This is a genomic window from Glutamicibacter sp. GQ173 (assembly GCF_059759215.1).
In genome coordinates this window covers 356,980-374,013 of sequence record NZ_JCAXDT010000001.1, presented here as the reverse complement: position 1 = coordinate 374,013, position 17,034 = coordinate 356,980, and the positions used below count along the sequence as shown (strand labels likewise).

15 protein-coding genes are annotated in these 17,034 nt (G+C 59.3%); 1 reads left to right on the top strand and 14 read right to left on the bottom strand.

The window, feature by feature from the left end; genetic code table 11:
• Positions 1-2: 2 nt before the first annotated feature.
• The 14 genes from AC6CHO_RS01715 to AC6CHO_RS01650 form a co-directional block, all read right to left on the bottom strand.
• Complete coding sequence (locus AC6CHO_RS01715) at positions 3-773, bottom strand: hypothetical protein (RefSeq protein WP_498213358.1); 771 nt, start codon at positions 771-773, stop codon at positions 3-5.
• Positions 773-1,342, bottom strand: a complete 570-nt coding sequence (locus AC6CHO_RS01710) for a recombinase family protein (RefSeq protein ID WP_060702124.1) — start codon at positions 1,340-1,342, stop codon at positions 773-775. The genes AC6CHO_RS01715 and AC6CHO_RS01710 overlap by 1 nt, the downstream gene beginning before the upstream one ends.
• Positions 1,343-1,881: 539 nt before the next feature.
• Positions 1,882-2,619: a response regulator transcription factor gene (locus AC6CHO_RS01705; protein WP_498213357.1), complete on the bottom strand. Its 738-nt coding sequence runs from the start codon at positions 2,617-2,619 to the stop codon at positions 1,882-1,884.
• Between the two features lie 222 nt (positions 2,620-2,841).
• Complete coding sequence (locus AC6CHO_RS01700; RefSeq protein WP_498213356.1) at positions 2,842-4,089, bottom strand: low temperature requirement protein A; 1,248 nt, start codon at positions 4,087-4,089, stop codon at positions 2,842-2,844.
• Between the two features lie 465 nt (positions 4,090-4,554).
• Positions 4,555-6,480, bottom strand: a complete 1,926-nt coding sequence (locus tag AC6CHO_RS01695) for an ATP-dependent nuclease (RefSeq protein WP_498213355.1) — start codon at positions 6,478-6,480, stop codon at positions 4,555-4,557.
• Positions 6,481-7,429: 949 nt separating this feature from the next.
• On the bottom strand, positions 7,430-9,757 hold the full coding sequence (locus AC6CHO_RS01690; RefSeq protein ID WP_498213354.1) for a hypothetical protein: 2,328 nt from the start codon (positions 9,755-9,757) through the stop codon (positions 7,430-7,432).
• A gap of 7 nt (positions 9,758-9,764) precedes the next feature.
• Complete coding sequence (locus AC6CHO_RS01685; RefSeq protein ID WP_498213352.1) at positions 9,765-10,283, bottom strand: hypothetical protein; 519 nt, start codon at positions 10,281-10,283, stop codon at positions 9,765-9,767.
• A 1,114-nt stretch (positions 10,284-11,397) separates the two neighbouring features.
• Positions 11,398-11,694, bottom strand: coding sequence for a hypothetical protein (locus AC6CHO_RS01680; protein ID WP_498213351.1), 297 nt, complete (start codon positions 11,692-11,694; stop codon positions 11,398-11,400).
• Between the two features lie 48 nt (positions 11,695-11,742).
• Complete coding sequence (locus AC6CHO_RS01675) at positions 11,743-11,973, bottom strand: hypothetical protein (RefSeq protein ID WP_498213350.1); 231 nt, start codon at positions 11,971-11,973, stop codon at positions 11,743-11,745.
• Between the two features lie 2 nt (positions 11,974-11,975).
• Complete coding sequence (locus AC6CHO_RS01670; RefSeq protein ID WP_498213349.1) at positions 11,976-12,341, bottom strand: hypothetical protein; 366 nt, start codon at positions 12,339-12,341, stop codon at positions 11,976-11,978.
• A 2-nt stretch (positions 12,342-12,343) separates the two neighbouring features.
• The gene (locus AC6CHO_RS01665; RefSeq protein WP_498213348.1) at positions 12,344-13,246 is read right to left on the bottom strand and encodes a hypothetical protein; all 903 of its coding nucleotides are present in this window, start codon (positions 13,244-13,246) and stop codon (positions 12,344-12,346) included.
• A 2-nt stretch (positions 13,247-13,248) separates the two neighbouring features.
• Positions 13,249-13,884 carry a hypothetical protein gene (locus AC6CHO_RS01660; protein WP_498213346.1) on the bottom strand — a complete coding sequence of 212 codons (636 nt, stop codon included), beginning with the start codon at positions 13,882-13,884 and terminating at the stop codon, positions 13,249-13,251.
• Positions 13,868-15,634, bottom strand: coding sequence for a DNA primase family protein (locus AC6CHO_RS01655; RefSeq protein ID WP_498213345.1), 1,767 nt, complete (start codon positions 15,632-15,634; stop codon positions 13,868-13,870). The genes AC6CHO_RS01660 and AC6CHO_RS01655 overlap by 17 nt, the downstream gene beginning before the upstream one ends.
• A gap of 124 nt (positions 15,635-15,758) precedes the next feature.
• Positions 15,759-16,085, bottom strand: coding sequence for a MerR family transcriptional regulator (locus tag AC6CHO_RS01650; protein WP_498213344.1), 327 nt, complete (start codon positions 16,083-16,085; stop codon positions 15,759-15,761).
• Between the two features lie 335 nt (positions 16,086-16,420).
• Between AC6CHO_RS01650 and AC6CHO_RS01645 the strand changes: the two genes are divergently transcribed.
• Entirely contained in the window at positions 16,421-16,843 is a 423-nt protein-coding gene (locus tag AC6CHO_RS01645) for a helix-turn-helix domain-containing protein (RefSeq protein ID WP_498213343.1), read from the top strand.
• Positions 16,844-17,034 lie beyond the last annotated feature (191 nt).

Below are 17,034 nucleotides of genomic sequence, written 5' to 3'. Positions count from 1 at the left end.
TCTCAGGAGCTGTATTTCGAAGGTCCTGAGTCAGGATGGTGCGTTCGGGACTCAGCATTGGGCGGAACTTCAATTGGCTCCTCTTCTGGTTCATTGCCGAAACGGTCCAATGCTTTGAAGTAGTCGGTCGTCCAGTGATTCATAAACAAGCCCCGAGCGTCCTCTAGGTGCAACAAGGTGTGGATAGTAGGCCCGGCAAGGATCGAACGGTGCATGGGCTCCAGTGCGTCAACTGCAATTTGGCCGAGGTGCGCAAGCGTCTGGATCTGGCCAGTGGAATGCCATAGCAGCATTGTGGCCATGCTGCTCAGCGTAGACTCGCCAGGATCCTTCGCCGTACCGAAGTGGACTCCGCCTTCAACGTGGGCGTAGTACCGGACGACGCTCCGGAACGTCAGATGTTTGCCTTGGGCGACGCCGACCACTGTTCTTCTCAGCTCCTCCAGATTCGTGATGGCGTGATCGCCAGGGTCGCCGATCAGCCGCGCATCCCCGAGGCCGAGGTAGCGCTCCAGTCCTTTGTCTGCGAACTTGTCCTCCAGTTCGGTCCAGGGACGGATGCGGAACTCTACAGGCACCTCCGGCCTAGCGACCCTCACTGTCTCTAGAAGCGGCGCGCCATCGAGCAGCAGTTTCCTCAGGAGCGGTGCGATTCCCAGCAACTCGTACCTTGTTCGAGACGACGGATCGTCAATGCGGCAGCGGAGGTCGTCGATCGTCTCGACGAAGAGCCACTCGGCGAGGATCATCTGCTCGCCTATGTCCCGCGCCATCAGCTGGCTTCCTGCTCATCCACGGCCAGAGCAGAATGCACTGTCCCGATTGAGATTCCGACAGCCGAAGCGATCTCCCTAATCGACTCGCCCCTCTCGCGCCGGGAGATGATGACCGCGCGCTTGTCGTCGTCGATCACCCGCGGGCGGCCGCCGACCCTGCCGCGCTTGCGCGCTGCTTCGAGCCCGTTCTTGGTCTTGCGCACGATGTCGCGGCGACGGTCCTCGGCGAGGGCCATGGCCATATCCAGGACGAAGCTCCGCTCGGTGTGCTCGCCCTTGGCGATGCCCTCGATGACCTTGACTGCGATTCCGCGTTCGAACAAGTCCGTGAGCACGACCAGCCCCTCGATCAGGTTTCGGCCGAGGCGATCAACTTCCTGGACGGCGAGCATGTCGCCCTCGCGCATGTAGTCGATCGTGGCGCACAAGCCTGGCCGGTTCTCGACCTTCAAGCTACCGCTTACTTTTTCCTCGAAGACCTTAACGCAGATCGGGTCCAGTGCGTCATGTTGCCGCGCGGTGTCCTGACCCTTCGTGCTGACTCGCACCAATCCCACCAGGGCCATGGCTTGCTCCGTTCATAAAACGTGTTCAATTGCCAATCCCCATGGTACCTGTTATTGAACGAGTTATTGAACGAATTGAGCCACGAAACACGGTTTCCTCGGGCACTCTTCAGGTGTTCGTCTGATCGACCCTTTTTTGAACATTTCCCCGATCGACCAGCTGGAACGCAGCGCATAGCGGATAAAGAGCATCTTGTTGGCCTACGCAATGGCTGTTTCGACCTCATTTTTGTCTACGCGCGTCTTTGTCGCTTTCACGGGTGTCATGATCATTCTCGTGATGCTATAGGCCTGGGAGATCAACCGAGCAATACAGTAATTATGAGTCGCTCCGGCTACTGGATCCTACAGAAAAGCTCCCAATGTTGAATATTGGGAGCCAGTCTGCGGACCTGGGCGTTTTGCAGTCATACTAGACCAATACCCAGTACATCGTTTAGGGAAACCGTTTCAGCAATCGATTTTCCTCGTTTCCTTCTGGGCCATTGTGATAGACGCTCATTCGACTACAAATAGTCCCGGACCGACATTGCTGCAAACTACTTGGCGGGTTCTGGGTCCACCAGTCGTTGATCCTCAGGCAACGTGGCTATGAGATCTTTGGCCCGGACTAACCCCGCGTCACAAGCGATGAGGGCAAGGTGAACTCGTTTGAACAGCCCTAGTTCGGTGAGGATATCGCCGAGACGTTTCTTGACGGTCCCTTCGCTTTGGTGCGTTTTCCTTGCGATCTGTAAGTTCGTTAGCCCAAGGGCCACGTACCTCACGATTTCTTGGTCACGTGCATTCAAGCCTCGAAGATAAGCCTTATACAGGCCTTCGCGCAGTGGCTCTGCAGCGCAGGGGCCTCCAGTGTCAGGTCGGATGAAAATCCAATATCCCTCAGCTATGGCTCGTATGTAGTTCGGCAACCCGGCGCTGACCACGCATTTGGAAATGACTGCCGCGACCCCCGACTCATAAGCATCATCAAGAAACTCCATGCTCGGATTCATGGTTAGCAGCGCGACTTTTGTCTCTGGCAGCTTCGATACTGTCTCACTAAGGTTGCAGACGGCTGAGAAGTCCCGGGAGCGAACGTTAACCAGCAAGACGTCAGGAGGAGCGTAACTTTCCTCGATCAAGGGCTGATCAACCGTGTTGAAGCAAGTCTCCAAAAGCAGATCATTCGCTTCATTGAATTGGGCCGCAATGGCTGAGCGGGAAAACTCATCTTCGTCGACCAAATGAACACGAACACTGGTCGGAAGCGCAATGCTGTCGGCCGTTGTATTCATGAAGACTCTCTCTGTGAAACGGAATGCACATGACCTAGGGATTTTTGCCAATTGTATGTGGCATGAGTTACTTATTCGGGTTGGAGGAGGTTGCTGAATTCGCAAATCTGGCGCATGACATGTCTATCTTAGGCCGTTAGAAACCAACGAAGACAGCCTTCCCTATTCAGTTTGTTTCCAGATCCTAATGGGAGGGAGGGGTTTAGCTCAGGATGATGGGCATTAGCTCGTTGCTGATTCCAACCGTTGGAGAGCGGCAGCCCTACCTTTGTGGCTGCTTCGTTCATCGAAAACGATCACTAAACCTAGAACTACCATCATTTCGAGCATGCAAAGTGATATTGGAACCCCGGCAGCTGCCATTACGACCCCGATGCCAAGCCCGGCCACGACAAACACGGCAGCCCCCACGAATCGCCGGTCGACTCCCAGCAGGGACGTATATAGGGAGGTGAGTGAGATCTGGAAGATTGCGATGGGTATCGCGATGGACGCCACTGCAATCGTTGCGCTGATGTGGGTTTCGTGGCCGATGAAGTACGCGGCTACATGCAGTCCGGCACCTGTTGCGGCGATCGCGGCGAATACGGGCATGTGCCAGTATCCGAATCTCGGGCCTCGCTCCCGACGGGCGTGCAACGCTTGACCGGAAGGCAAGACGAAGTAGATCCACCACATTGCGAACGCCAGCCCTGTGCCGCTCAGCCCGACCAGTGCTGTTTCCGCGCTCCAGCCGTCTACAGCCACGATCGCGCGCAAGGTCTCGATGGCTCCAATCAGGCACTCGCCCAGGGCGATGATGGCCAGCAGCCCGAACCGCTCGGCCATGTGATGGGCGTTCCAAGGAGTTCCGTTGCCTTTTCGTTCTGCCGTGTAGGGGATCATCACTTCGAGGATGAACAGCGGTGCTGCCATGAGAAGCATGGTGGGTATGTCGGTATTGATCAACAACACGGTAACCCAGCCGACCTGGACAATGGCCAGGTATGCTGCGTAGCGCAGGCACACCTTGCGGCGGTCAGGGTCTTGTCGGGCTGCACGCAGCCATTGGAAGATCAGGGCGACGCGCATGATGATGTATCCGGCCACCATGGTGGCGTTGTCTACGTGCTCGCCTTCGATGATCGAGTGGAATAGTGGTTCGATTCCCATCGCCAGGACGAGAACACCTACCATCTGGACCATCGTCACGACGCGGAACACCCAGTCATCGGTGTCATAGGCACTGGCGAACCAGGAGAAATTGATCCAAGCCCAGATAATGCAGAACATGGCGAAGGCGAATGCAAGAAGGCCTGGGAAGAAATGGGCCTCCGCTATCGCATGGGCGAATTGGCTACCGGCGACCCCGAACGCGATAACGAATGTTAGATCAAAGAAAAGCTCCAGGGGAGTCGCGGCACGGTGTGTTTCGTGCGGATCGCGGCCTCCCATGCGGGAGAGAGCATGGCGTAGGGGATTCGTAGACATGGGTGAGTTTACCTTTATGAATGTGACGTGGTTGGGGATCAGCGGTGTCCTACCACCGAGTAGGTGGTATGGAATGGGCAGATCACTCGGCTACTATACTGCTAATTTTCCTTTTCAGGCTGAATTGATCATCTAGGGACAAATTGAACTTATGTCACTTTCTTACGATTTCTGCCCTCCCAATCCACTCCGTTTCCAGGGAAGAGCTTGCGTTGGTTGAGGCTTGACCAGCTCGCGTAACTACCTGTTGCGGCAAATATGTACTTTTCGGATTACGACTTCTCCAGACGGCTCTTTTTTCTTGGGAGCACGGAAAACGACCGAACGTTGAGCGCATTGCGAGCTGCACAAATCTGCACCTGACGCAAATCTCAACCGACATATCACCAATGCGGTTGAGCCTTCACTGGCCATTTGACCCTGTTTGTCGCATGGACAGTGAAGGATTCAATACAAGAAGTGTAGTCACCCGTTGGCGGCGCGAACCAAGGTTCTGATGCTCTCGACTGGCACTGCGATTTGCCCGCTCGGTTCCTCTTCGCATTTCGTTGAGGCAAGGGCGTATGTCGCTGCATTTTTGTTGCCTACACCCTGACCGCTGTCAACTAATGTCTGTAGGGCGTCGTGCCAGCTTGGCCAATCATTGTTGATGACTGTCTCAAGAGTGTCGTCAATAGCGTGAAGCTCAGGCGACAACAATCCAATGGGGTAATCGAGCTCGTCAAGGTCGAAGTAGCGTTGGAGAGCACGGTTATCTTTGACATGGTTGCGCACGGCGTGCTTGATAGTCCTCTCGTTCTCTCTGATCTTTTCAGGATTCTTCTCATTCTTTTTATTCTCGGTCATCCTTGCTTCGCAGCCCGAGTCATTGTCGAAGACGACCATCGTGGGAATTTTTAGTTCACTCAAGATTGCATGTGGGATGTACAGATGTCCTTTTCCTTGTGCCGCGGCGACAGCAATGCCGTCCGCGGAAAGGTGCTTGGACCGCGCAGCAATGCCCTCGAATACTGCCTTATCGTCATCGCCCTCTACCAGCATCACGGCATCGGCAAAGAGCGCTTCGGATAGGTGTTGATTGCAAACCATGTCCCACCGTGCGGTTACAACCTTCGGGTCGACGTAACCAGTCAATCTGGATGCAACTGCATCCAGCTTCGCATGCGAGATTGTGACTTCAGCGTGCCGATCTGAGGCAGCCGCGCTTCTCCGAACTCGCCGAATCTCATCGAAGTATCGCGCGTCTACAAAATAGGGTGAGTGTGTTGCATAGGTAATTTGCAAACCGTTGGCGAGGTCACTCGCGAGTGTTCGCAGGACGCTGGAGAATGCACGAGCCTGAGTGGGATGCTGGAAGAGCTCGGGCTCTTCGATGGCTAAGCAAATGACACTCTCAGAATCTTCGCTAGCGCTCTTGCTGGCAAGCATTTTTAGACTGGAGATCAATAGGGCGCGTTGGAACCCATGCCCTTGGCGGTCGACATCCGTTTGAGTCAGTTGATCCCTGACGGTGACTCGGATTTTCGACATTTGAGGTTTCAATTCGGGCTCTTCTGCCGCTAGTTGGATCTTGCGACCGGAGGTGAATGCTTCAATTTCACTGCTTAGGTCAGCGCCGAGCTTTTCAAGCTGTGCCGTGAGATGCGCTTTTGAGATGGCTTCGCGGCGAGTTGCTACTTCTTCGGCGAGCTGGGCATACGCCTCGTCGGCAGCTGCCCGGTCAACCGTTTTTTCCAGAATGCGACTGATAATCGTGCCTCTGGCGTCTTGACTTTCTTCGTTCGCTCGAAGATCTGCTGTTACTAAAACGAAATCGAAAATTCCAGACAGAACGTTTTGTCCGTTGAATCCAAATAGGTGATTTCCACCTGATTCAGACTCCGCAAGGTGTTCAGGATGAGCGCGTTCCCAGTCATCCATAGAGGACTCGATTTTGGCGGCAGACGACCATTTAGGCAGATCTTGATCCGGATGAGCTTCGAGAACCTTTAACCAGGCTTCTTTCTTGGGGCCGGCTCCAACGGCATTTCGGACATCTTCGAATGGCGGGAAGGATAAAGCATTGCCTGTCATCTTGTCCTGGCCGTTCGACCAAGTGCGCCAAGCAGTGAATGTATCTGCGCCTGCTGGAGCGTACTTGTCACCCAGGGCCACACGGTCCGTGCCCGTCAATGTGTCAAAAGTTACGCGCACTCGTACTCGCTGTTGGTTGCTTCCCGACCAGACATCCTTCTCGTCGATGACGCCACCGTTGAAAAACCAGTCCAAGGCACGAAGAACTGAGCTTTTTCCTGCCCCATTGGGGCCGATAAATGTCGTAATCTGGCTAAAATCGATATCCGCTTTGTTTAGGCATCGAAAATTCTCGATACCGACTGACTTAATACGCATACTTACCGCCCTTGGTCTATTCCACTGATTCTTTGGCAAGTCTTCCATGGACGATCGACATTTAGGCTACAGAACGCGAGGCAAGACCGCGGGAGGTGTCCCGCTTTATGTGTATACAACGGGCCGTTATTCCTCAGGGAAGGATTGTCGGCATCGAGCCTGCGAATTCACCGCACTTCTTGGTGAACCTGACTTCTACCGCCTTCCAACCGGTAAAGTGCAGCCCTGTCCTCGGCACCATTTAATAACTCAAATGCCTCTCAATGATTGGCGTTTGAAGCCAAATTGGTCTAAGCCGTTAGGATGCGGATTTCTCGAGATCCAGGAGTATCCTCGGCGTAACCGGCTGGTGCCACGCCGCCGCAGCATTAGGCAGTGAAGTATTCCGACCCCATGAAGCCAGCTCTTGACCCCCTGGGCCGACTAAACCGATTGATACTGGACGACTTTGTAGTTTTGGATATTGAGCTGTCTCGCGTTCTCACAGATAACGACCTCCAGGTACGCGCTGTATTTCTGGTTACTGAGTTCGTAATCCCCGGCAGTCAACATTGGACTCTATCGATAGCAGCCTTCTAGGAACAGCGCAATTTCCTGCTCGGTTTATTGCCCCTGGCCCTGCACTGAGTGAGACAGCCGCTGTAAGGTTGAGATGCTTTGCACTCCACCCGAGCCGCGGGACCAGAAGTGTATTCGATATTTCGTTACTCAAGTTGGGGTATGCGACACCCTAGTTGCGCGCTGATGGAAGGGGCGGTCCGTGAACTCATTCAAGCAGGCTTTGCCGATGCAGGTATGAATCAGTAATTCATTAAGGTGGCCACCTGTTTGGTGCCGGGGTGGCGACAGGTGTGTCGGGCCTAGGTAAATGTCAGGCCCACGGAAAAACCCACTTGCCAACAAGTGCCAAGTGGGCTTCTGACGCTGGAGGCTGGCCACCTCAGAGGCCCTACTTGGAAGGCTGCTGCAGCTCCGAGGTGGCAGTCTGATCGAGCTGTGCCACGCGTTCGGCGATGATGATCTTGGTGTACGCGCTGCGGTCCTCGTCGCCCAGGTCGTAGTCGCCAGCTGCCCGCTTAGACTTCAGCCACTGGCATCGCAATTTTGAACGGCGCACCGAGGTCTCCAGCCGCAAGAATTCCTTCGAAGACTCGCTACGAGAGACCAGCGTGGCCCGCAACTCTTTGCGCTGCGACAGCGCTTCGCGGCCTGCCTTGAACTCCGCGTCGTGCTCCTCGATCAGCGCCACGCGCAGCCAAAGCTGTTCGCTGACGGCCGGGTCCAGGTACTCGCCGAACTCGGTCATCCAAGCCCTGCCCACGCCGCAGGGCACGAGGGTCTCGTCGAGATGCTCTCCTCGGGCCAGAGTCGACCAGGCGTGCTGTTCTTCGAAGTCGGCCATGGCATCCAGCGTGCGCTGCTTGCGCTCGTTGGTGCGCTTGATCAACCGCAGATTGGACTCCCGGAGGGGTGCCGTTGGCTCGTCTTCCGGTGTCGAGGTCATAGGCTCCACGGCGATCGGCTGGGAAATTGGCGCGGCCTCGACCTCAGGTGCCTGCTGTTCCTCGTCCGCGAGCTGTGCATGCACCTCGACCTCGTGCAGATCCACGACATCTTGTGACGGCTCATCAGTTGGCAGGACGACAGCTTCGGCTTCCTCGTGATCCTCGAGCTCTGCGGGTTTCGCCGCAGGCATTGGGCGCTTCCGCTTCGGATGCAACCGTTCAAGCCATGACATGTCGGTCTCGACTTCAGCAGCCATCGCCTCGGCCAGCACTTCTTCGAAGTCGCGAGAGCCGGCATCCGCCTGCGCAGGAATCGCGCTTGGTCCAGGCTTGACAGTCGCCTCGGATGGCTCCGGGGCATGAACGGTCGCCTCCAGCTCTTCTGGCCGTTCTGAGGAGGTCTCAGGCCGCCCCAGGTCCTCCCACAGCACGTCAAGGTACTTGGCCTCCTCGAAGGTCAGGCCATGGCGCTTGTGCATCGCATCGCGATCAGCAATCCGGGTAAGTGACCACAAGCCCACCAGGCGCTCCTTCTTCACGACGACCAGCTCTTCAACCTGCTGCGAGAGCTCAGGTTCCGGCAGTTGCTGGAATCGCGCCGGAGGGTTGTCGAGGACCGCGCGTCGTGCCACTTGCTGCTGTGAAGTCGCTTCAGCCCGCTGGGCGTCGCGATTGGCCTGCTGTGCGCTATGAAGTGCGGCCTCCTGTGCGATGAGCACCGACTGCGCTTCGTGCTTGGCGCGGATCGCCGCGTCGCGCTCGGCAGCCCGCTTCTTCCAGCGGGCAACACGCTCGGCCTCGCGCCTTTCGAAGGCCAGCGCGGCAGCCGACTTCTTCTGGACAGCAGCGTCGATGCGGTTGGCGTCAAGGGTCTGCAGGATCGCCTCTCGGCCGCCCTCGTCCAGGTGCAGCCGCTTGGAGCCGGAGCGCACGGTACGGCTCTTTCCGTCCTCGTCGGTGTACTTGTACGACCAGACCTTCTTATTGCCGCGTTCGACGAGCTCCACAGCTCCGTCCTGCGATAGTTCCTGCCTGAACGAGGCCTCGTCGGCGCTCTTGGACGCCGCGTCCTTGATGCGGTCCTTGAGCGCCTGCAGCCAGGCGTTGGTGCTCCTTGTGACGCGCACCAGTTCCCGGTTGTCGTAGGCATGCTTGCCGATCAGACCGTTGAACTTGGTGCCATCCAGGCCGGCGCGGTCCTTCATCAGGTCGCCCAGCCGGCTGTTGTCGTAGCCGATGGAAGCCATGAACTCTTCGTCCGCCAGCACCTCGTTGGTGACCGCCCGGATGCGGAAGGCGTTGGACATCCGCGAGCTGAACGGCTTGCCTGCCACTACCTGCTCGGTGACCTTCCGACCCTTGACCGTGTGGGTCATCTCGGCGTCTTCGTGGGCGAGGTTGGAGACGATGCCATGAGTGTGCGCCAGTCCGGACTCGCCATCGATCTGCGTGCCAGCCAGCAGCTGGCGGCCAGGGAACGCGCGACGATAGACCTCCAGCGAGACCTGGTGCAGCTGGTGCACCTGCTCCGGGTCCTCGGGATCGAACTCCTCGCGCGAGGCGCTCAGGACGAGCGCAAAGGCCTCGATCCTCAGCTTGGAGTTCGGGTCATAGCGCGCCCGCGTATCTGCGAAGTCGGCCTTGACAGTCGCTGCGGAACAACCGATGCCCGAGGCGTAGACGCAGCGGTCGATGCTGTCGTCGTCCTTCGGGTTCTGGACGTAGTCGGCGATGCGGTCTGCGACTTCTGTGCTCTGGATGCCTGTGTACACCTGGGCATCACCACGATGGGCGTTCGAGCACGGTGCGCAGATCCACGGCGACCGCAGCGGCCTCGGACTTCATCGACTCGAGGTTCTTGTCGATGCGCGTCAGCAGCTCGATGATCTCGGGGTCGTGCACGTCCTCGCCGGCCCACAGCTTCTTCAGCTGCGGCAGCACGTTGTGCCCCAAGCGGTTCAACGCAGTGGTCTGCCGGTCCATCGACTCCTGCGTTGCCCTCACTTCACGGCGCACCTCGTCCGGCACGTCGACCCGCACCTTGCGGGCACCAGCACGCCCCTTGCCGACGAACTGGAGGACCGCGGCCACAACGAGATCCGAACGCTTCATCTCACGGCGTTCCGCCGCCTCGTCGATCAGCTGCAAGTGCTCTACCGCTACGCGGCCGCTGATCGGGTACGTGGAAGACCGCTTCGCCTTCGGCTCACCGGCAACAGCTGTATCAACCCTGGCTGCGCCGTGGCTCTCGGTATTCTCCGACAGCTCGGGAATGCCCTGCTGCTCCTTCGTCGCCATGGCAATTCCCTTCTCTATCTCCAAATACCAGATTGCGCGATGTTTTCGATGCTTCGCACCTGCAACTATTCTATCGCGCAATAACAATTGCGACGAGTAGTGATGGTGTATACAGTTTCGCTGCTCTCAACCCCGGCTGCGTCGGCCCCCATCACTCTCGATCAGGCCTCACGCCTATTCCGCTCCGCTCCATAGGCTCCGGCCCGATACCCGGTCAGGAAAACCCTCCGCGCTGCTTCGGACTTAACTGCCGCAGCGCCGTTGCCAATGCCCCGCACATCTCACGAAGCGGGAGCGGAGGGTCATCCGGCAACAGCTTGGCGGCAACAACAAGCCCGCATCCGTCGCAGTCGCTCGTCAATAAGCAGCGCATGATCCGACCGCCCTCAGTCGCTCTGGCATGAACGCGCTGGCGTATCTCTGCGGCATCGATGCTGCGATGCGAGCGCGCAAGCCTGCTATGCACCGCATAAAGTCGGCCGCATCCCCGGACGGACGTCTCTGCCTGGTCCTTGGTGGGCTTTTGCCGGTCCGAGTCTGGCCATTCTGATCCCGTTTGCGGGCTTCATTTGGCCTATTCGTGACCAGCGCTCAATTGCTGGCCCATTCAAGGGCTGTGTCCGGCTCATTTTGGCCCTCAGTTGGCCGGAGAGAGGCCAGCAATGGCCAAAGGAAAGTGGACTGGCCGAACGAGGTCTCTACGTGGTCAGCGGGAGACCATCAATGGGCTCAAATTGGCCAGAAGGAGGCCATGAATGCAACCGGACTCGGCATCAGGCATCACCCGGTCATTTGAGGGCTCATGGCGGGCTGAAGGTGGCCAAATACTGACCTCAGAGAGCCCTCCAGCGGTCCTGAAATGGCCTGCACTATTCGCTCTGGTCGAAGTTGGCCAAGATTTGGCCCGAGCAAGACCTCGGATGGGTGCCTAATGCCCACAGGAAGGCCATGGTCTTTCTAATCAGATCCCACCTGGTCACCGCTGGCCCATTGCTGGGCTTCTACTGGTCTGGGCATGGCCGCAACCTGGTCAGAGAGAGACCGGTTCTGGGCAGCAAAGAGCCCCGGCTGCAACAGCAACCGGGGCTCGTTCTCTCGGGGCGACGCCTGCGCGTCAGTAAGTCGAGGTCAGCGAGGTGGCTTCGACCTCGTTGTGTGCGCCAGCAGGTGCCATCTCGCGGGCTTCCTTCGCCTTGCGGCTGCGCTCCTCGCGCTCGGCCAGCAGCTCCTGGAACACCTGCTGGTACAGCGCCTTGTAGAGCTCGGTGTGCTCATCGCCCTTGAGCAGTTCCAGTACGCGATCGGTGATGCGCTTCTCCTCGGCGGCCTGCTTGCGCTTGAGCTTCGCCATCTTCTCGTTGTGGGCCTTCTTGGCCAGCTTCATCTCTTCTTCGATACTGAGCTTGGTCATGGTGACCACCCTTTCCATTGTGATGTTTCTGGTTGATCCGGTGTGGAGTTACATCTCGTCCTCGCCCAGAGCGGGAGCGTCGGGGGAGGACTTGCCGGTGCCATCTGGAGCGGGAGCGGAAGATGGGCCGGCCGGCTCGAAGTGCTCGTCCCAGGCCACGAGCGCGGCATCAAGACCGTTGCGGTGCTGCTCGATGGCCTCCTCGTGGAACGCGACCAGCAGTTGCGGGTCGCGGCACTTGAGCCACTCGTACAGGCCGGCGCTGGCCAGTTCCGTCATCGCTACGCTCCCTTCTCGTCGTCAGCGGAAGTCAGCCCGTACGCCTGTCCCATGGCCTGGATGACCAGCGCGAAGGCGCTGGGGTCGATGCCGGTCATCACGTCGCCGAGGTCGACGGGGCGGGTGGGCGAGACCAGGCTGGTCGCCACAGCCAGCACGCGACGCTCTCCTCCACTGAGGTGCCCGCACTCCGTGGCCGCGGTGTCGGGGTCGAACCAGAAGAGCCCAGGGGCTCCGCGGCGGATCCACGGGCCGTCCACGAGGTGGCCGCTGTTGAAGCCGATCAGCAGCTCGACAGCTGCGCGCTCCAGCGACGTGTCCGCCCAGGCGCGCAGGCCGGTGATGGGGGGATTGGTGTTGGTGGTCATGGTCAGTTTTCCTCTGGAGTAGTGGTGGTGGTGGTGGCTGGCACGCTCGTCGCGTCGTGCATGAAGGTCGCCATTCGGGCCCACTTTCGAAGAGCAGGCAGCGTGCCTGAGACCCATTCGGAATCGGCTGAATCGCTGAAGGGACGATCAAAGTCAATGAATGCCAAGAGGTTTCCGTCGAAGTCTGGAACGCACCGTCCGCAAAGCAATGCCTTGTCGGCGCAGCGCATGAGCCAGGCACCGGGGAAGCGCACGGAGCACCCGGAGCACTCAGTGGCAACGTCTGCCAGGGAGACCTCGCCTGCGCGCCAGATAGCGATCCAGACGGTGCCGTGTCCGTACCATCCGCCACCGTCGTCAATCTCGACGCGAAGGCCCGGCTTGGTTCCCAGCCGGAGCAGTGCCGCACGATCGTCGTCGCCGAGCCCATACGGCTGTGCGACAAGCGCTGCGAGCTGCCCATCGCGCTTCCACGCGGTGGTGTGATCGATCCAGGTGGTGCTCAGCTCGATGCCACCCACACGCAGATCGCTGAAGCCGTGGATCTTGGTCGTGTAGCAATGGGGGTCAGAGCACCTCTGGCCAATCAGGCGATGGAGGCACTGGTCCGTGGACCCATTTGCCAGCGTCAAGCTGTTCCCCCGTGCCCAGGCGACCATCGACTGGCGAGCGGCGAGGTCGATATCGGCTCCGTAGGGCCAGCCGTAGTTCAGCGACCAGCACTTCATCTCGGGAGGAACGCGCTTGACACCGATCGAGGTTGCCTGGCTGTCAAGCTCGGCGACCAGTGCACGGGTCTGTGCATCGGTGCACATCTCGCAGACGCTGGGCCGGCCATCGCCGAGAAGCAGCTGCCGGAACCTCACCCCTTGGATCTGGTGCGGGCAAACGTTCGTGGTCGTCATGATCAGTTCTCCTTTGGAGTAGTGGTGGTGACGTCAAGGGAGAACCCCAAGGCGTCGTGCGGGTCGATCAGCCGGCGTTCGATACCGACTTCGCCGGACGCCCGGACGCCCGGCTCCTCTCTGACGTAGGAAGAGACGTAGCCCTCGATGGCCCTCGGCAGTCCGCCGGGGACCGCCGTGTAGATCCGCTGCAAGAAGCTGCGGATCTCCGTCTCCGCCATCGCCGGGGCCGTATCGACCAAGTCACTGAGGTTGTGGCGATGGATCGAGATCGAGCATCGGTGCATCGCCGCCTGCACGGCGTCGCGGAAGCGCTCGTCGGATGCGATCAAGCGCTCATCGCGCTGCTCGGCTCCAGCCCACAGGAGGATGAAGTCCAGCTGCCTGCGGCGGTCGGCGGCATCCAGCTCGTCGAGCAGGTCGCGGTTCATAGCCCACGAAGGGTCGTCGACCAGCCAGTGGATCTGCGAGGGGTCTGCGTTCGATGCCATCCAGTGCTGATCGACGCGGAAGAACCTGATGTACGTCCTGGCCGCTTCTCGCCGAAGCGGAAGCATCTGGGCTACTGCGACAGCGCTGCGACGCCCGCCAATGGCAGCGGCAAGGCGCACCGTCTCGCGGTCAGTCAGTCGGCGCATTGCCCATCACCTCGTCCACGAGATCGCTGAGGTCAGGGCCGCTCACTCCGTGGACAGCCGGCCGCGGAGCGGTAGTGCGCAAGAACCCCTTGACGGGCTTGTTGGGGCTGTACGAGGTCCAGCCCAGCAGCCCCCAGCGTGAGAGCAGCGGCTCGGCAGCGGACATGCGCTTCGAGACGCGATGCGTGCCCTGCTTCCAGCCGTCGTCGTCACGGACGATCGCCGCAAGCTGTCGCGAGAACTCAGTGAGTCCCATGACGGTTCCCGACGGGCTGCTGTAGGCGAACCAGGCCTTGAAGTGCTCGTACAGGAACGACGTGGGGAGCAGATCCCAGACGTAGTCATTGCAGTACTCGCCCCAGAACAACCGGACGGGATCGTTGCTCTGCTTGTACTCCTCCATCACGGCCTTGCAAGCAGCCGGCTCGGGCAGCGTGTAGAAGTCCTCCATCGTCAGCACCTTGTGCAAGACGTACTCGGCGACTTCAGGCCGGGTCAGGTAGTCGTCCTTGATCGCGCTGTTCTCGCGGCCAGCGAAGGACTTGGTGAACGGGAAGAACAGCGGGCGGCGGTAGAAGCTGTCGGACTTGTCCTTGGCCTTCGGCCAGCCGTTCAGGCACTGGACCATCAGGCCCCAGAAGGTGTAGTTGAACGGCTTCTCGTACTTCATCTCGATGCTGACAGGGTCGTGCGTCACGCAGGACTTGAAGTCAGCCGACTCCTTGGCGAACGCGCCCACGTCGTTCTCGTCCGTGAGGACCGCCATCTTGCCGACGATCTTCCCGCGCTCGTTCTTGTCGCTGAAGCGGTTGATCTGGATGGACGTCCACGACTGCGGGCCGACCAGATGACGCATGAGCACCAGCAGGGTGCCCTTGCCGTTGTTGCCTCGCTCGTCGAAGGGCATGATGCACCTCTTCCAGCCGACCAAAGGGCGGACCAGCGCACCGATGACCTTCCAGGTCAAGTCGACCAGCTCCGGATCGTCGTGGAGCTCCTTGACCCACGACTCGATATCCCACGGGCCGAAGGAGTCGTGGATGACAGGGGAGGAAGGGGCATCGACGTACCGGGTGCGCACCTTCGTGGTGAAGACGTAGCTCTTGTCGAACGGAAGCAGCTCCTTCGTCTTGTAGTTGAAGATGCCGTTCTGCACGGGTACAAGATCCCGGTCGATGGTCATCTGCCGCATCGGAGCCTTGGCGCGGATCAGTTCGACGATGTCGTCGGCACTCTTGCGGCCGATGTTCGGATCGAAGACGTGGACAAGCTGGCGCAGACGACCCGGTTCGCCGATATGCAGGCCGGTGTTCGGTCCGTCGCTTTCGTAGACGGCGAGCATGTCCTTCCAGCGGTCTTCCTGGTCCGACTGGACGACGATGCACACAGGGAAGCAGTAGAGGACGCATTCGGCCACAGCAGATGCTGTCAGGCTCTTGAGCAGATCGATCTTATCGTTCTTGGCGCGGTCCTGGTTGGCGACATTGATCATGTCGTTGATGAAGCTCAGGAGCCTCGGCTCAACCCTGTAGACGTCGTTCACGGTGGGGTACAGTCCGAAGAATCCTTTGGTCGCCTTACGTACCAGGTCGACCCGCGAAGTGATCCGACGCGACGCCGGCGCAGCGCCGGCATCAGGTGCGCTGGACTCCGAATCCTCATGGCGAGGATCCTGATCTGGCCGCTCAGGCTGCACAGATGCAGCCTCGGGGGAAGACTTGGAATGAGTGTCATTATCATGTAGACTCATGATGAAGATTCCTTTCGAATCGCCTGATACATGAGCTGGTAACTCGTCAGTGCGATGAAGATTGATTGTGGAGAAGCCCCGGTTCGCCGGGGCTTCTCTTTTTGTCTTTGAGTCGCGTCGTCGCTCAGGCGGCCGGGGCCAGCAGGCGTCCGAGCTGCGACTTCTGCTCGGCGCTGAGCTTCGGGAAGTTGTCGACGATGCCCTTGACCAAAGAGTCGAGCTGGTCTTCAGCGGCAGCCCGAACCGGCTTGGCCAGAAGTTGGAGATCCCCGCGGCGAACTTCGAAGCGGTTGCCCACTCGCACTGCAGGTAGGGTTCCGTCGTTGATGCGGGCGCAGATGGTCTGACGGTGGCCGTAGCCGAGATCGGAGACCTGGCGAACGGTCAGCAGGTCGTTGATGTCCAGCTCGGAAACGTCGAGGGCTGGTGCGGAGATAGTGGACAGTGCCATGAGGAACACCTCGCGATGGTCATGCGGAGCGCTCTACGCGTGGTCCCAGATGGCGCTATTCACATCCGGGTCACGGCTACGGGGTATCTCAACCCTGGAGCTGCACTGATTACGCGAGTACCGATTTGCCAATCGTGTACAAGACGCCGGAGCATCTCAGCTTTCCGGCACTGCACTGGTCCTGTCACCCGCTTCGCCGACCAGCTATCAGTCGTACGGCGGGATGACCTTCGAGGTCATAGTTCAAGTCTACAGGTTTCGTGCGATTCTGGCAACTTTCTTTCTCTAGCTACCAAAACAGCAGTAGAATTGACTCGTCTATGAGAGGATCCAGTATGTCTGCAGTGGTCAGCCAAGTGTTCGCCCAGCGTCTGCGCGAGGAACGCACCCGTGCCGGGCTCACGCAGTCCGAGCTTGCGACGCGGATCAGCGACGTGTTGGGAACCGCTGTCTACGGCAGCGGCATTACACGCGTCGAGAAGGGGGAGCGGTCGGTCAAGCTCGAGGAGGCTGTCGCCATGGCGCAAGTGCTGGGCGTCGAGCTGACCTCCATGCTGGTCGGATCCTCTGAGCTGGAGCGCGTCCTCGCGGAGCACCGCATGGCACTGGCCGCGGCGCAGGCTCGGTTCGAGGAGGTGCGCGCCGAGATGACGCGGCTGTCGATCATTGTCGATCACCTCGAGGAGCAGCGCGCTGCAGGCCAGGAGCATCCGGAGATGCCCACTATCGTGCGGTACTCGTCGCAGCACCCGGACTGACATGCCGGCAGCTCGGCTTCGCCGAGTGCATCAGGAGGCCCCTTGCCAGGACGGGCGTCACGAGGGAGGGGATGAGCTCGGTGGAAAATGTTACGGATCGGAAGGTGCCATCGGTAACACCTCTCTGCACAGGTCAGACCAGATATTTTGCAAGCGTTACGGATGTTACGGATACCTCGCAAGAGAGGGTT